Source organism: Marinitoga sp. 1137 (genome assembly GCF_001941525.1).
Lineage (GTDB): Bacteria > Thermotogota > Thermotogae > Petrotogales > Petrotogaceae > Marinitoga > Marinitoga piezophila.
In genome coordinates, this window is the sequence record NZ_CP009471.1 from 1,559,652 (window position 1) to 1,575,358 (window position 15,707).

14 protein-coding genes are annotated in these 15,707 nt (G+C 29.9%); 10 read left to right on the forward strand and 4 right to left on the reverse strand.

Annotation, left to right across the window (positions count from 1 at the left end; all coding sequences use genetic code 11):
• The first annotated feature begins 55 nt into the window (after window positions 1–55).
• The 4 genes from LN42_RS07460 (at window position 56) to malE (ending at window position 3,830) form a co-directional block, all read left to right on the forward strand.
• Window positions 56–415: a DUF1622 domain-containing protein gene (locus LN42_RS07460; protein WP_014296906.1), complete on the forward strand. Its 360-nt coding sequence runs from the start codon at window positions 56–58 to the stop codon at window positions 413–415.
• Window positions 402–1,382 (forward strand): DNA-processing protein DprA, encoded by a 981-nt coding sequence (gene dprA / locus LN42_RS07465; protein ID WP_014296907.1) that lies wholly within the window; start codon window positions 402–404, stop codon window positions 1,380–1,382. Before LN42_RS07460 ends, dprA begins: the two co-directional genes overlap by 14 nt.
• A 5-nt stretch (window positions 1,383–1,387) precedes the next feature.
• Window positions 1,388–2,470, forward strand: coding sequence for a hypothetical protein (locus LN42_RS07470; RefSeq protein ID WP_014296908.1), 1,083 nt, complete (start codon window positions 1,388–1,390; stop codon window positions 2,468–2,470).
• Window positions 2,471–2,624: 154 nt separating this feature from the next.
• A complete protein-coding gene (gene malE, locus LN42_RS07475) occupies window positions 2,625–3,830 on the forward strand; it encodes a maltose/maltodextrin ABC transporter substrate-binding protein MalE (RefSeq protein ID WP_014296909.1) in 1,206 nt (401 codons plus the stop codon).
• Window positions 3,831–3,870: 40 nt separating this feature from the next.
• Here the strand turns inward: malE and LN42_RS07480 are convergent, their stop codons facing one another.
• Window positions 3,871–4,695 (reverse strand): MBL fold metallo-hydrolase, encoded by an 825-nt coding sequence (locus LN42_RS07480; protein WP_075780653.1) that lies wholly within the window; start codon window positions 4,693–4,695, stop codon window positions 3,871–3,873.
• 116 nt (window positions 4,696–4,811) lie between these two features.
• On the opposite strand from LN42_RS07480, the gene yfcE reads away from it, so the two are divergent.
• Window positions 4,812–5,360: a phosphodiesterase gene (gene yfcE, locus LN42_RS07485; RefSeq protein WP_075780654.1), complete on the forward strand. Its 549-nt coding sequence runs from the start codon at window positions 4,812–4,814 to the stop codon at window positions 5,358–5,360.
• A 62-nt stretch (window positions 5,361–5,422) separates the two neighbouring features.
• Here yfcE and LN42_RS07490 read toward each other — a convergent pair whose 3' ends face one another.
• Window positions 5,423–5,878, reverse strand: coding sequence for an Hsp20/alpha crystallin family protein (locus tag LN42_RS07490; RefSeq protein WP_014296912.1), 456 nt, complete (start codon window positions 5,876–5,878; stop codon window positions 5,423–5,425).
• A gap of 894 nt (window positions 5,879–6,772) precedes the next feature.
• On the opposite strand from LN42_RS07490, the gene LN42_RS07495 reads away from it, so the two are divergent.
• Window positions 6,773–7,492 carry a hypothetical protein gene (locus tag LN42_RS07495; RefSeq protein ID WP_075780655.1) on the forward strand — a complete coding sequence of 240 codons (720 nt, stop codon included), beginning with the start codon at window positions 6,773–6,775 and terminating at the stop codon, window positions 7,490–7,492.
• Window positions 7,493–7,497: 5 nt separating this feature from the next.
• The gene (udk, locus tag LN42_RS07500; RefSeq protein WP_014296915.1) at window positions 7,498–8,103 is read left to right on the forward strand and encodes a uridine kinase; all 606 of its coding nucleotides are present in this window, start codon (window positions 7,498–7,500) and stop codon (window positions 8,101–8,103) included.
• Window positions 8,104–8,131: 28 nt separating this feature from the next.
• Here udk and LN42_RS07505 read toward each other — a convergent pair whose 3' ends face one another.
• Window positions 8,132–8,644: a cyclic nucleotide-binding domain-containing protein gene (locus tag LN42_RS07505; protein ID WP_014296916.1), complete on the reverse strand. Its 513-nt coding sequence runs from the start codon at window positions 8,642–8,644 to the stop codon at window positions 8,132–8,134.
• Window positions 8,645–8,652: 8 nt separating this feature from the next.
• A complete protein-coding gene (locus tag LN42_RS07510) occupies window positions 8,653–9,810 on the reverse strand; it encodes a TrkA family potassium uptake protein (RefSeq protein WP_014296917.1) in 1,158 nt (385 codons plus the stop codon).
• Window positions 9,811–9,984: 174 nt separating this feature from the next.
• Here LN42_RS07510 and LN42_RS07515 point away from each other — a divergent pair, with 174 nt between their 5' ends.
• The 3 genes from LN42_RS07515 (at window position 9,985) to LN42_RS07525 (ending at window position 15,704) form a co-directional block, all read left to right on the forward strand.
• On the forward strand, window positions 9,985–12,171 hold the full coding sequence (locus tag LN42_RS07515; protein ID WP_075780656.1) for a methyl-accepting chemotaxis protein: 2,187 nt from the start codon (window positions 9,985–9,987) through the stop codon (window positions 12,169–12,171).
• Between the two features lie 154 nt (window positions 12,172–12,325).
• Window positions 12,326–14,488 (forward strand): polyribonucleotide nucleotidyltransferase, encoded by a 2,163-nt coding sequence (gene pnp, locus LN42_RS07520; RefSeq protein ID WP_014296919.1) that lies wholly within the window; start codon window positions 12,326–12,328, stop codon window positions 14,486–14,488.
• The gene (locus tag LN42_RS07525) at window positions 14,481–15,704 is read left to right on the forward strand and encodes a pitrilysin family protein (protein ID WP_014296920.1); all 1,224 of its coding nucleotides are present in this window, start codon (window positions 14,481–14,483) and stop codon (window positions 15,702–15,704) included. The genes pnp and LN42_RS07525 overlap by 8 nt, the downstream gene beginning before the upstream one ends.
• Window positions 15,705–15,707: the final 3 nt, after the last annotated feature.

Consider the following 15,707-nt stretch of genomic DNA (forward strand, 5'->3'; position numbering starts at 1 on the left):
TAAACATCCTATGTTATAATTATAATAAATGCCTGTAAGAAGAGGGGGAATTTTTATGAATTTGCATCATTATGTTGAAATTCTTGTTGATTATATTGCCGATTTTTCATATATATTGGCTATTGTTGTAATTGTTTTTGGAATGATAGTGGCATTTAGAATTTTTATAAGGGATGTTTTATTTGGGGATAGATCAGAAGATGCTATTTGGGAAAGTAGGCTTGAATTAGGGCATTCATTTTCTTTGAGTTTGAGTTTTTTGATTGGTGCGAGTATATTAAAAACAACAGTTGCGCCTACATGGGATGATATTGGTAAATTAGCATCTATTATAGCAATTAGAACTACTTTAAATTATTTTTTAACAAGAGAAATTAAAGAACATAAAAAGGATGTTGCCAATGAATCGAAATAGTCTTATATGGATGAAGGAATTTTTAAAAGAAGATAATTTAAAAATTCTAAAACATTTGAAAGAAAATAGGATTCCGTTAATAGACTATGGTAAATTGGAAGAATTTTATAAAGATGTTGAAGCAAAAGGGATAAAAATAATAACATATTTTGATAATGAATATCCTGAAAAATTAAAGAGAATATACAATCCTCCATTGGTATTATATGTAAAAGGAAATATTGATTTATTATATGAGAAGTCCATTGGAATTGTTGGCTCTAGAAAATGTACTGCATATGGAAGAAATATATCAACAAATTTTGCAAAGATACTTGCTGAAAAGTATGTAGTAGTTAGTGGAATGGCTTTTGGGATAGACGCGGCAGCGCACAAAGGAGCTTTAAAGTCTGGAAAAACTATTGCTGTGCTTGGTAGTGGAGTTGATGTTGCTTATCCGAGAAGTAATGTGAAGTTATATGAAGATATCCTGAATAATGGTGGATGTATTGTGTCAGAGTATAGGCCGGGGACGCCTGCCACGCCATTTCGATTTCCAGAAAGAAATAGAATAATTGTTGGTTTAAGCGAAGGCATTATAGTAGTTGAAGCGGCTAAAAAAAGCGGTTCTTTAATTACCGCAAGATTGGCTGTTGAAAGCGGGATAGATGTATATGCTATTCCTGGAGATATAACAAGAAAAAGTTCAGAGGGTACAAATGAATTAATTTATAATGGAGCAATTCCTTTGATTTCTGAAAAGGTTTTAAAAGAGATATTTAATATAGAAGAAAATAAAAAAACAAAAAGAATAGAAAATGAAGATGATTTAAAAATAATTATGGCAATTGATAATGGATATAACACATTTGAAGGTATTGTTAGTTATACCAGGCTTTCAACACCTCTTGTGTTGCAACGTTTAACAATTCTGGTAATGAATAAGATTATATTTGAAGAAAATGGTAGGTATCATCTGGGAGGTTAATGTAAATGAGAAAAACAGTTTTTTTAATTTTATTATTTTTATTAATAATTTTTTCAGGATGTTCGAGTCAGCAAAATAAAAAGGAAGATATATTTAAAAGTTTTAGCAATATTTCAGAAGTATTATATAAAGAAATAGTGGTAATTGGAGAAGGAATAAGTTATAAAGATGCTGAGGCCAATGCAAGGGTTCAGGCGTTGCAAAATATTGTAGGTATGAAGGTTTATAGTCAAACAACTGTGAGAAATTATAAATTAGTGGATAAAAAAATATTATCAAAAACATATGGATTTATAAAGAAATCAGAAATTCTGGAAAAAAGTGAAAAAGATGGAATATTCACGGTAAAAGTAAAATATTATGTTTCTCCAGAAATTCCAGATGAAGATTATTTCTATATTTTACAACAGATGAGAAAACCAAGAATAGGAATATTAATACATGTTTTTGAAGAGAATAGTCTTAAGTATAATTTTTCTCCAGAAAATATAATTGCCAGTGAACTAACTGAAAAATATGGATTTAACGTTGTTCATAGTAATGAACTTATGAAATATAAATTGAAAAGTTACAATTCTATTGACTTAAGTAAGGAGTTATTTGATTTTGATGTTTTGATTGTTGGAGATATACATAGTAAATATTTAGGAGAATATCAAGGTTTAAAAACAGCCAGAGCTAATCTGGATTTAAAAGTATATTGGGTTGGCAATGGAAAGCTTATAACAGGTATGGCGAAAAATTCCAGTGGTGCTGATATAACTGTTGATGGTGCAATAAATAGAGCTATTAATAAGGTTTCTTCTTTAATAAGCGATGATATTTCTATGGAAATAATAAAAAAATGGATGGATTATCTTGCAAATGGATTGCCAATAAGAATAAAAGTTGAGGATATTTCAACAGAAGAATATAAAACAATAGAAAATATGCTTAAAACAAACTTTGATATTAATTCTTTTTCATATATAGATAATGCAGCAACTTTTGATATAGAATCGACTTTATTTACAGATGAGATATATAATCGGTTTTTTATTGGATATAAAATTGAATACCAAAATATGCTATTTTTAGTTATAAAATAAAGAATTTGAAATTTTATTAAGAATATTTGAATATTATCGACATTTTTGGCTTTACAATACCGGAAAAAGTAAATGAAAAAAGTATTTTTTGTGTTATAATTAATTTTGTAACTTGTTACAAAAAAGATATATAAACATCAAAGGAGGGTTTTAGATGAAAAAGTTTGGTATTATTTTATTATTGGTAATTTTTGCAATTACATCATTTGCAGCATCTAACAAAATTGTTATATGGTGTTCAGAAAAACAGGCAGATTTCATAAAAACATATGGAGAAAAGTTTACAAGAGATACAGGAATATTAGTTGAAGTACAACAGGTAAACTTTGGAGATATAAAATCAAAATTCTTAACAGCAGCACAGGCAGGAGAAGGTCCAGACATTATTATAGGGGCTCATGACTGGGTTGGAGAATTAGCAGCAAATGGACTTATTGATTCAATTCCATTTTCAGCAATAGAAACAGATAAATTTGCAAAATCAGGACTAGATGCGTTCACAGTAAATGGAAAATTATATGGTGTTCCATATGCAATTGAAGCAGTTGCATTATTATACAATAAAGATTATGTTGAAGAACCACCAAAAACAATAGAAGAATTAAAAGAATTAGCAGCAGAATATACAACAGATGAAACATTAGGATTAGTATATGATGCAGGTAACTTCTATTTCTCATATGGATTTATAGCAGGAAATGGTGGATATGTATTTAAATGGACAAAAGAAAATGGATATGACACAACAGATATAGGGCTTGCAAATGAAGGTGCAGTTAAAGGGGCAGAATTAATAAAATCATTCTTTGATGAAGGATTAATTCCACAGGGTGCAAATTATGGAACAATGGATTCAATGTTTAAAGATGGTTTAGCAGCAATGATAATCAATGGACCATGGGCAGTAAAAGATTATATAAATGCTGGTATTGATTTTGGAGTATTACCATTAACAGAATTAGAATTATCAGATGGACATTATGGAAAACCATTTGTTGGAGTACAGGGATTAATGATAAATGCAAGAAGCGAAAACAAAGCATTGGCAAAAGAATTTGTAATTAATTATCTTGCAACAAAAGAAGGAGTATATCAGTTCTATCTTGCAGATCCAAGATTGCCAGCAAGAACAGATGTAGCAGCAATAATCGAAGAAAAAGGCGGACCAGTTCCAAAAGAAATAGTAGATGGATTTGTAAAGAGTGCAGCTGGCGGAGAACCAATGCCAAATGTTCCGGAAATGGGTGCAGTATGGGGACCAATGGGTGATGCTTTAAGCCAGATTATCAATGGTCAGGCAGAACCTGCACAGGCATTAAAAGAAGCAGTTGAAAAGATAAAAACAGCATTAAATAAGTAATAAATATATAAAAAATAATCGGGCGGTTAAAACCGTCCGATTATTTTATTTTAAGTCCATCAAAAGCAGTTATAATACCTTTAGTTGAGTATAATTTTTCTAATTCTGAGTGAATTGGATTGTGAAGATGAGAAAAATGTGTAGCGATAACTTTACTGTTATTATCGATAATTCCCATTTTTTCAAAAAAATCTTTTGTTGAAATAACTTCTTCAAAATCCATATGGAATTGATATTTTTTGTTAATTCCCATTGTGGCATCAAGAATAACTTTATTTATAATCTTTCCATTTAATTTTTCTTTTATAAATTCTATTGTTTCCGGGAGAAAAATGCCTGTATCCACTCCGTATAATAGCCAGTCATTATCTTTTTCAATAAGGAAGTTTAAAGGTGTTTCACCGTATTCTGAAGTGTGATTTGCTTTTAATGTATATACTATATATCCATTTATATGTAGTGTAATAAAAGGTTCTACTGACATAAGACTGATTTTATGTAATTCGGTTCTTTCTTTTATTATTGAACCCAATTTGTTTGGAACAATTAAATCAACATGATCTAATTGATCGAACGTTCCGGAAAAAACAGGATTTCTGTAATCGAGGTTTTTTATGAATAAATGATCTGAATGACCATGAGTTATAAGCATATGTTTTACCTTTGTTAAATCCTTTCCAAATCTATTTGCAGAAGCTACTATATCAGGTCCAAAATCAATTAATAGATTATCATCGATTAAAACACTTGAACGTAGTCTAATGCTTTTTTTACCTTCTTCACGTGCTTTCTGGCAGTTTTCACAGGAACAAAAAGGATTTGGATATCCTTCTGAAGCGGCTGTTCCAAGAAATAAAATTTCCATACCTTTTCCCCCTCAAATAGTTGATTTTTCTTAATTATATCATATTTTTATTTTTATTGTAAAATTATGATAAAATATAAATGTGCTAAATAAAAGTATTTTTTGGAGGTGCAAAAATGAAACTTGCTATAATAAGCGATACACATGGTTCTTTGTTTTATTTTGAAAAGGCGTATAAGTATTTAAAAGAAGCAGATAGAGTTATCCATCTTGGTGATTATTTATATCATGGACCAAGAAATCCTTTGCCTGAAGGTTATAATCCTATGGAATTATCTAAAAAATTAAATGAATTTAAAAGAAAAACGTTTATTACAGGTAATTGTGATTCTCAAATAGATATGAAATTATTAAATATACCTGAACCGGTTCCATATGCTGTGGAAAGTTATGGCTCATTTAATTTTTTCTTCACACATGGCTGGGATCCTACAATTGAGGATGCAGAAAATCTTGCTAAAAAATATAAATGCCAATTTTTAATACATGGACATACGCATATTCCTAAATTTGAAGAAAAAGAAGATATAACAATTATTAATCCGGGAAGTGTTTCTTTGCCAAAGAATAATACTCCACATAGTATTTTAATAGTTGAAATAAATGACTCAATAAAATTCGAATTTATAGATATAATTAAAGATGAAAAATATGAATTAAAATAAAAACAACACCCCTGAAAATCAGGGGTGTTGTTTTAATAAAGGGGGTAATGTAATTTTATCTATTAATCAATACTAATTTCTTTGAACTTTTTAACCTTTTCTGGAAGTTTAGGAATTTCAATCTTTAAAACACCATCTTTAAAGTGAGCCTTTATTTTTTCATAGTCTATGTAATCTGGAAGTTTTATAGCTCTTTCAAATTTTCCAAAGAATCTTTCTCTTCTTAAGTAATTTTTGCCTTTTTCTTCTTTTGTGTCTTTCTTTTCTGCTGAAATTGTTAATATGTCATCATCTAATTTTATGTTGATTTCTTTCTTGTCATATCCTGGAACATCTGCTTCAATTACTATTTCTTTTTCTGTTTCGTAAATGTCTAATTTTGGCATTGCTACAGGCATTACAGGTCTTTCTAATGTATCTAATGTTCCAAAATCATCGAATAATCTTTCAATTTCTCTTCTTAATGTTTCAAATGGTTCAAAGAAGTTTCTGTTTTCATATCTTCTGATTTCGCTCATATTATCCCCTCCTTTTTCATTTTTTTCTTTTTCATCGACTTCCACTATATATGACGATAAATTTTTTTGTAGGTTCAAAGGTTCAAAATTAATTTCAGAATTTTTATAATAATTTATATATAGCTATTTTTATTTTATTAAATATAATCATTACTAAATTTTATAGCAATCGTTACTATTAATTGATAAAAAGAGGGGGATGGAAAAAATAAAAGCTTGTTCAGGTGACTTGAGTGCTGATCTTCGAAAATTCTCTTTGAAAGTAGAAAAATAATATTCACTCAGACGGCAAGAATTTCTGATCCTTGCTCCATTTGAAAATTCGGGCACGCTCAGACACTTCGTCCATGAAGTGCTTCGCTTTCCAAAACGTCCTGTTTTTCCAACCCGAATTTTCTGCATTACGCTTCGGGAAATTCTTAGTCTTCGTTCATATTATTTTTCTACTTTCTTTTACATAATCAGGCACTCTGCGAGCCTTCACTCGCTTTTATTTTTTCCGACTGTTTAATACCTGCTTCTAAAACCTTTTACCTTCGCTCATATTATTATATCTATTTTCTTATTATATTTTATTATATAAGTAGAATAAAAAGAAAACTGAATAAAAAGATGAACGAATGCTCGAAGATTGCCTGAAAAAAACTGCGAATGAAGAGGGACAAAAAAACAGGATGTTTTTTTGAGCGAAGCTTCCCCAGGGAAGGGGAATCTGAGCGACCCCGCGTATATGAGTAGTTTTTGAGGATTAGCAATCGAGTCGCATGAGAGAATCTTTTTATTCAGTTTTCTAAATAAATATTTTTAAAGAACTTTTATTTTTTCAATGGTTTTATGATAGTAGTATGGTATAATAAAAGAAAAGTTATCTTTTATTATTCAGGGGGTGAGTAAATGGAGGAAAGTATTATTGCTACAATAACAAACATGGCTCCAGAAGCATTGAATTCATTATATACATATGCCGATTCATGGTATATAATTCTGGGAGTTTCTCTGCTTTCTATTTTATTTTATAAAAAGGTTTCAAAGTTGATTTTCTTTATTATTGGATTTTTGAGCAGTTATTTATTTATAATACCATTTATTATTGATTGGGAATATTCAAAACAATTTCTCGGATATATTAAGGGAAATGAAGGAATAGCTTATTTAATTTTTTCTATAATTATTGGATTATTAACATATGGTTTTTTTAAGTCTTCTGTTCAAATTGCCGGTTTTGTTTTGGGTGGAATGATAGGTTATGGATTATATGATTTTATCAGTACTTCTTTTCCCGGACTAATGGATAAATTGGATTTTTTAAAATCTGTAAAACCTGAATATATTCCTTGGGGATTTTCAATCATTTTTGGATTAATTGTTTCCATTTTATTATTTAAGAGTTTTGATAAAATAATTTCTTATTTAACCTTGATTATTTTTTCAGGTATAGCATCGTTTTTTAGTGTTTATTTTTTTGAAGAAATTCTAACTTTGAAAATAGGAACCAATGAAATATTAAAAAGAAATTCTAATTTAAGCCTTCAGGAAAGTTATTGGATTATAGGATTATTTGTGGTATATATTTTAATTGGAATTAAGTTCAATTCAAAAAAGATGAAGGAGTGAATTAAATGTATATTATTGGTATAGCAGGAGGGACCGGTTCAGGAAAGACAACAGTAGCATATAAAATGAGGGAAATTCTTGGAACCGAAAATTGCGAGATATTGCCTATGGATAATTATTATAGGGATTTAAGCCATGAGACTTTGGAGGAAAGAAAAAAGCATAATTATGATCATCCAAGTATGATAGAAAATGAATTAATGTTTGAACATTTAAATATGCTGAAAGAAAATAAAGTTATCGATTTACCTGAATATGATTTTTCTCAATTTACCCGTGTGGGATCTGTGAAGTTTGAACCAAAACCAATAATAATAGTTGAAGGTATTTTTGCCCTGTATTACGAAGAATTAAGAAAAATGTATGATCTTGCTATATATGTTGATACAGAAAACGATATAAGGTTTATTAGAAGGCTTGAAAGGGATATAAAAGAAAGAGGAAGAGATTTGGATTCTGTAATTAAGCAATATACAAATACAGTTAAACCAATGCATGATGCATATGTAGAACCCACTAAAAAGTATGCAGATATTATAATTCCCGAAGGTGGATTTAATGAAAAAGCAATTCAGGTTGTTGTAAATTATATATTTAGAAAAATGTTATAACTGTAAAAATAGCCCGAATTTTTTCGGGCTATTTTTTCTTTTTGGTAAGTGCAATACTTAGAGCTGTTGTTAGCTTTAAGATATTTTCGTTTAATCCTTCAATTCTATGTGATAAAACAGCTGCAATTTCTTTCATGATTTTGTATCCAATATCTGGATTCTCTTCTGCTAATTTTTCAAAATCCTCTTTTGACATCTCATATAACTCGCATTCTGTTAATGCCTTTATTGTTGCAGAACGTGGAGAACCAGTTACAAGAGACATTTCGCCAAAGAAATTAATTTTTTCGGCATCTAAAATGGCCATTGATTTTTCTCCCTCTTCCCAATGATTGGAACCGGTTCGAAGGGTTAATTGATGGGTTATTTGAACTTTTCCTTTTTTGAAAATATACATTGTATCTCCTTTTTCTCCTTCGGCGATTATAATTTCATCGGCTTTAAATTTTATAGGTTTTAGAATTTTTGCTACTTTTTTTATTTGGGAGTGGTTTAAATTTTTAAACAATTGTATTTTGCTTAAAAATTCTATATCAGCCATAATATCACCTACTTTATCACAAATACATGTGAATCATTTTCAGAAATAATATAATCGTCATTTGGATTGAGATTTAATTCATAATTTTCTTTCTTTTCTTCTTCTTCAAAGAAGTCTTCTTCTGCTTCTTCGAATTTCTGTCTTATGAAATTGTCAATAGAACTATCGGAATTTAAAAGATCATTAATGGTAAATTCTTTTTTGGTTGTTAATGTACCAATTACAAGCGCGTTTTCTTTCTGTTTGAAGTGTTCAAAAAGCTCTTTGAAAGTTTTTCCTATAAAAGAGCGTGGAATTGGCATTAATTTTACTCTCATATTTTCCAAAGAAACAATTTCCCTCATTAGCATATGATATGCTGGAGATATTAGTGCAGAAGATAATAGTACCGAATTAAATTCATTACTTAAAATTATATCATCTGCTCCTGCTCTTAGTATGTATTTTGCTTTTTCTTCTTTTATAACTTCAGCGAATATTTTAGCCTCACTATTTATAGTTCGTATAAGAAGGATGCTTATTAATGTCCTTTCATCACATTCTTCCAGGCTTCGTCCGCCATATGTGTCAGAAAGTATTATAATATATTTTGCATGGGCAATATTTGCTCTGTTTAAAACGTTTTCTTTTGTAAAATCTCCATGAATAAACTTTATATTTAAATCTGGAAATTTTGAACGAAAATCTTCATAATCCTCTTCTTCCGCCTGGTTTACCAATACAAGATTATAATCAGAGGCATTTATAAATTTTTTCATGGCTTCTACTGTTTTTTCAAGATGATTATTCCATCCCAATATTGCTATGTGATTCTTAAATTTCACGTAACCCAACCCCTTCCTTTCTCGAATACGTAGTTCAACAAGAATTGAAGCAATACTACCTGAAATAAGAGAGAATAAAGTTACACCGGTAATTATTGTAATCATTCCTATTGTTTTTCCTAAAGTAGTAGAAGGCACAATATCACCATATCCAACAGTGGCGATAGTAACAATTAACCACCAGAAAGCATCAAAAAGGCTATTAATTTCCGGGTTTTTACCAACTTCTGCAAAATATAAAACAAAACCTATAAGGATTATAAAAACAAATATTATACTTAATAATCTATTTCCAGGGTCTTTCCAGAGATTTCTAAAAAAGAATTTTACTTTTTTTAACATTAAAGCCACCTTCAATTATTATATTATTATATTTTGCCTATAGATATTATATCACACAATTATTTGAAGAAAGAATTTATATTTTCCAAAAAAAGAACAAAGATGCTATTTGAAAATTAATGTATCAGATGATATAATAATAAATTGTAAATTATTTAAACGAGGGGGTAAAACATGAAAATACAGGGAAAGATTATGGCATTTTTTGTAATATCGCTTTTGGTGGTATTATTGGCATTTTCGGGGATTAGTATTTTAAATTCACAAAAATCTTTAAAAGCGAGTTTTACAGATAAATTAATTATGGCGAGAAATTTAAAAATGGAATTTATAGGAAATTTACTTGAAGAAACAACTTCTGATCTTGAATATGTAAGAAATTTTGAAAAAATAAAGGATGGTTTCTTTAATGCTTCAAATCTTTTTGAAGATTTTATGAACGTAATGACATTGGATACAATAATGAAGACATTAAGAGAAATTTATATAGAAAAAAATCCATACAAAGACAAATCGCAATTATATGACTATTATTATGACGAAAAATTTGATAAAACAGGTTTTTCTGATGAAGTTATGAGCACTTTTTATGATTATAGTGTAATGCATTCAGATTTACAGAAGGATTTTAGAGATTTTATTAATATAAAAGGGTATAGCGATTTATTATTAATTTCTCCAAAAGGGTTAGTTTTGTATTCGGTAAGTAAAAATGAAGATTTTGCAACAGATTTAAATAAGGCAAATACGATTTTATCTGAATTATACAGGACTTTAAAAGAAAAGAATGACAATGAAGTGCATTTTTCAAAAATAGGAAATTATTTTGGTAAACCGGGATTTTTTGCAGGTATAAAGGTTGAAGATGAAGATTTTGGATTATATGGTTATTTAGTATTAAGAATTAATATTGAAAAAATAGATAAAATTTTACAGGATAATAGCGGTATGGGGGAAACAGGTGTAACTTATATTGTAGGAAACGATTATTTAATGAGAAATAATATTGCAGGGTTAAATACAATTCTCAGTCAAAAAGTTGAAACAGAACCTGTAAAAAAAGCATTAAATGGTGAATCTGGAGTTTTAATAACCAAAAATTTTGAAGGTAAAACAGTATTAAGTGCATATGCACCTTTTAAATTTAAAAATATTCATTGGGCTTTTGTATCTGAAGTTTCTGTATTGGAAGCATTAAGATCTGCTAATAACGTAAAAAATATTCTTATAATCACATCTTTTGTTATTTTGATTTTATCTATTGTTTTGTCTGTAATATTTGCAAGGAGAATATCAAATCCATTGATGGAATTAAGTAAAAAAGTTGATAAATTTGCAGAGGGTGATTTTACAGTTAAGTTTGAAGCTAAAGGTAAAGATGAGGTTGCAATGATTACCAATTCTTTGAAGAACATGACGGAAAATCTTAGAAATACATTTATCTGGTTAAGAGAAGCAGGAGATAGAATTGAAAAATCATCAAATCATCTTGCAGATATTTCAGAAAAAACCAGTGCAGCAAATGAAGATATTTTAGATAAAGCAAGAACAATAGAAAATAATGCTGAAAATGCTGCTGCTACCACAGAAGAATTAACCTCTGGGGTTAATGAAGTATCAACAGCAGCACAGAATGTTTCTGAAACAGCGGTTGAAATTTCTCAAGAGGTAAATATAACAACTGAACTAACCCAAAATGGTGAAAAATCGATAATTGAAATTACAGAAATTATCAGTGAAGCAGTTGATAAATCTAAACAGACGGAAAAAACTGTTGCAGTATTAGCTCAAAAAGCGAAGAATATTGGAGAGATTGTAGATACCATAACCAATATAACAGAACAAACTAATTTATTGGCATTAAATGCAGCAATAGAGGCAGCAAGAGCAGGAGAAGCAGGAAAAGGTTTTGCTGTAGTTGCCGATGAAATTAGAAAACTTGCAGAAGAAAGTAAAAAAGCTACAGAACAAATAGCGGTGATATTAAATGAAATAAGAAACGGTGCAGCTGAGGCAAATAAGGCAACAGACGAAACAGTAAATGTAATTTTAAATGTTGAAAAGAGTGCAGAAGAGGTCAAAGAGAAGTTTGAAGAGATTCTCGAAAGAGTTGAAAGCATAAATATGAGAGTTGAAGGATTAACTGCCAGTGCAGAAGAACAAAGCGCTTCAACAGAAGAAATGGCAGCAGCAAGCGATAAAACTGCTCAGATGATTCTTGAAATTTCAAATGAAATTACTGAAATTACAAGAGAAATAGAATTAGAAAGCGAAGATATGGAAAGTGTAAGTGAAAAATCGGTGGAATTATCGAAATTAGTGGATGAATTAAATGAAAAATTAAATCAATTTAAGATATAAAAACAATCCCGGGCTTTCACGGTCCGGGATTGTTTTTATTGTAAAGAAAAATAAAAATATTTGAATATTTTAGCAAACTTTTTTGATTTATAATATGTTAAATATTGGATAAATCTACTATTTATGTTATAATTTAATAAAAGGGGTGATATAAATGAAGGTATGGGAAACAGAATTATTTGGAAGGAAGCTTGTAATCGAACATGGAAAGATGGCGAAACAGGCTCATGGATCTGTTTTGTTAAGATATGGGAAATCAGCGATACTTATTACAGCAACTGCCTCAAAAGAAGCAAAAGAAGGCGTTGATTTCTTGCCATTAACAGTAGAGTTCCAGGAAAAATTTTATGCAATAGGTAGAATTCCTGGCGGATTTGTAAAAAGAGAAGGAAGGCCAAGTGAAGAGGCTATATTGTCTTCAAGGCTTATAGATAGGCCTATAAGACCATTATTCCCAAAGGATTTTCATAATGATATTCAGGTAATTGTAACTGCATTATCAATGGATAATGATGATAGTATAGAAACATGGGGTATAACAGGCGCATCATTTGCATTAAATGTTTCACCAATTCCATTTGAAGGTATGGTTGCAGGTGTTAGACTTGGATATGTAGATGGTGAATTTATTGTATTCCCAACTCAGGAGGAGTTAAAAAGAAGCAGGATGGATATTGTTGTTGCAGGAACTAAAGAAGCAATAACAATGGTTGAAGGTGAAGCCTTAGAAGTATCAGAAGAAGAAATGGTAAAGGCTTTAATGTTTGCTCATGATGCAATAAAGCAAATTGTGGAATTTCAGGAAAAAGTAATTTCTGAATTTAATATAGAAAAATGGGAAGTTGTTCCACCGGAAATTCCAGAAGGTTTTGTTGAAGATTTTGAAAAATTAATAGATAATGAAGAATTAAAGAAAAGAATTCTTGTAAAAGGTAAAAAGGATAGAGATGAAGCTCTTGGAAGTTATGAAAAAGAATTGCTTGAAAGATTCCAGAGTGAATATGTTGAAAAATGGGACAATGAAACATATGAAGCAAATAAAAAATTCTTAAAAGAAGCATTTGATGATGCTATTAAAAAGTTAATGAGAAAGATGATTATAGAAGAAAATACCAGAGCCGATGGAAGGAAAATAGATGAAATCAGACCTATAACCTGTGAAGTTGGATTATTTGAAAAAACACATGGTTCAGCATTATTTACAAGAGGAGAAACACAGAGTTTAGGTGTTGTAACTCTTGGTCAGCCATTTGACGTTCAAATAATAGATACAGTTTTCGAAGAAGGCGAAAAAAGATTTATGCTTCACTATAATTTCCCACCTTATTCCACAGGTGAAGTAAAGGGTTTAAGGTTAAGCAGAAGGGAAATTGGACATGGACATCTTGCTGAAAGAGCTTTAAAGAATTTATTGCCTTCAGAAGAAGAATTCCCATATATTATACGTGTGGTTTCTGAAATTTTAGAATCAAACGGTTCTTCATCAATGGCTACAGTATGTTCAGGTTCATTGGCATTAATGGATGCAGGTGTTCCAATGCCAAAACATATTGCCGGTGTTGCAATGGGGCTTATCTTTGAAGACGATAAATTTGTTGTTTTAACAGATATTCTCGGAATGGAAGACCATCTTGGAGATATGGACTTTAAAGTTACAGGTACAAGAGATGGAATAACTGCGTTCCAGATGGATGTTAAGGTTGCTGGGGTTAATGAAGAAGTATTAACAGAAGCTTTAGATAGAGCTAAGAAAGCAAGATTGCATATTCTTGACATTATGTATAATACAATTCCTGAACCAAGAAAAGAGTTATCACCATATGCACCGCTTATTAAAACAACGACAATTCCACTTGATAAAATCTCAGAAGTAATAGGACCAGGTGGAAGAGTAATTAAAGGTATTGGAAAAGATTATGATGTAGAGGTTTCAATAGATGATGAAACAGGTCTTACAAAGGTTAGTGGTACTGATTTAAAGAAAATAGAAGAAGCAATTAATTATATCCAGAATATCATAAAAGAAGTAAAAGCCGGTGAAGCTTTTGATGGGAAAGTTGTAAGAATTGAAAATTACGGATTATTTGTTGAGATATTGCCGGGGAAACAGGGATTATTGCATATCTCAAACCTTGGAAAAGACGCCAAAGAAGCTATAAAAGGGTTTAAAATAGGTGATGTAATAAAGGTTGAAGTAATCAGTATAGATGACAGTGGAAAGATTCAGTTAAAAAAATTTGGAGAACCAACAGCTCCAAGAAGAAATAATAATAATCGAAGACATTATGAAAAAAAGCCGGAGGAAAAGAATGATTGAAAAAGTTGTTATAGATAATAGATTAGAAGTTTTGTTACTTCCCAGAGACACCATCAGGAGTGTCTCTGTTATTGCTGCAGTAAGAAATGGTTCATCACATGAAACAGAAGAAGTAATGGGAATCTCTCATTTAATTGAACACTCCGTTTTTAGAGGTACAGAAAACCGAAATATGGTTGAAATAAAAAGGCCTATAGAAGAATTTGGTGGTTCAATAAATGCATTTACCGGAAAGAATCTTACAGCATATTATGCAAAAGTTCCATTAACAGCTTCTGAAATAGGACTGGAAATAATAATGGATATTATCTTTAATGCAAAATTTGATGAAAATGAGATAGAAAAAGAGAAAAGAATAGTTTTAGATGAAATTGCAATGTATGAAGACGAACCAGTTGATAATGTTTTTGAACAATTAAATAAAATAATGTTTTCAAATACATTTGCCAATCCGATATTGGGAACCAAAGAAAGCGTTTCAAAATTAAATGCTGAAATTTTAAAAGATTATTATAGTCGTGAATATACACCTGAAAATACAGTTTTAATGCTTGTTGGACCTGGGAAAGAACTTGAAAAGCTTGTTTTAAAAATAGGTTCATTATTACCTGAAAGAAAAGGAAAGAAAAACAAATTTAACAGTCCGGTTTTTAAGGAATCTGTGCAAAGAAAAGAAAAGGAAAAAGAAGAATTATCTCAAATATATGTTTCATATGCATTTAAAGCTCCATCAAAAATGTCAAAGGACTTTTATCCTTCTATGGTATTAAAAACATTTTTAGGAAGCGGAATGAGCTCGTTGTTATTTACCAGAATACGCGAAGAAGCAGGTCTTGCATACGAAATATCTGCAGATTATTCTGGTTATAATGAAACAGGTGTATTTAATATATTTGCAGCCACAGTACCGGAAAACTTTGAACGTTTAAACGGTATAATCTTTGATACTATCAATAATTTAAAAAATATGGAAGATATAGAAAAATGGATTGAATATGGTAAAAAAAGATTATCAGGAAGATATATGCTTGAAACAGAAAATAGCCTTAATTTTGGATTTTTGGCTCTGGATTATTATCTTGCATTTGATAAGATAATAGATATTGATAATATTGTTAATATAATTAATGCCCAAAGCAAAAAAGATATACTGGACAACGCAATAAAAATTTTTGAAAATGAACCGTATATATCGGTTGTTAAACCTAAAGGTTAAGAT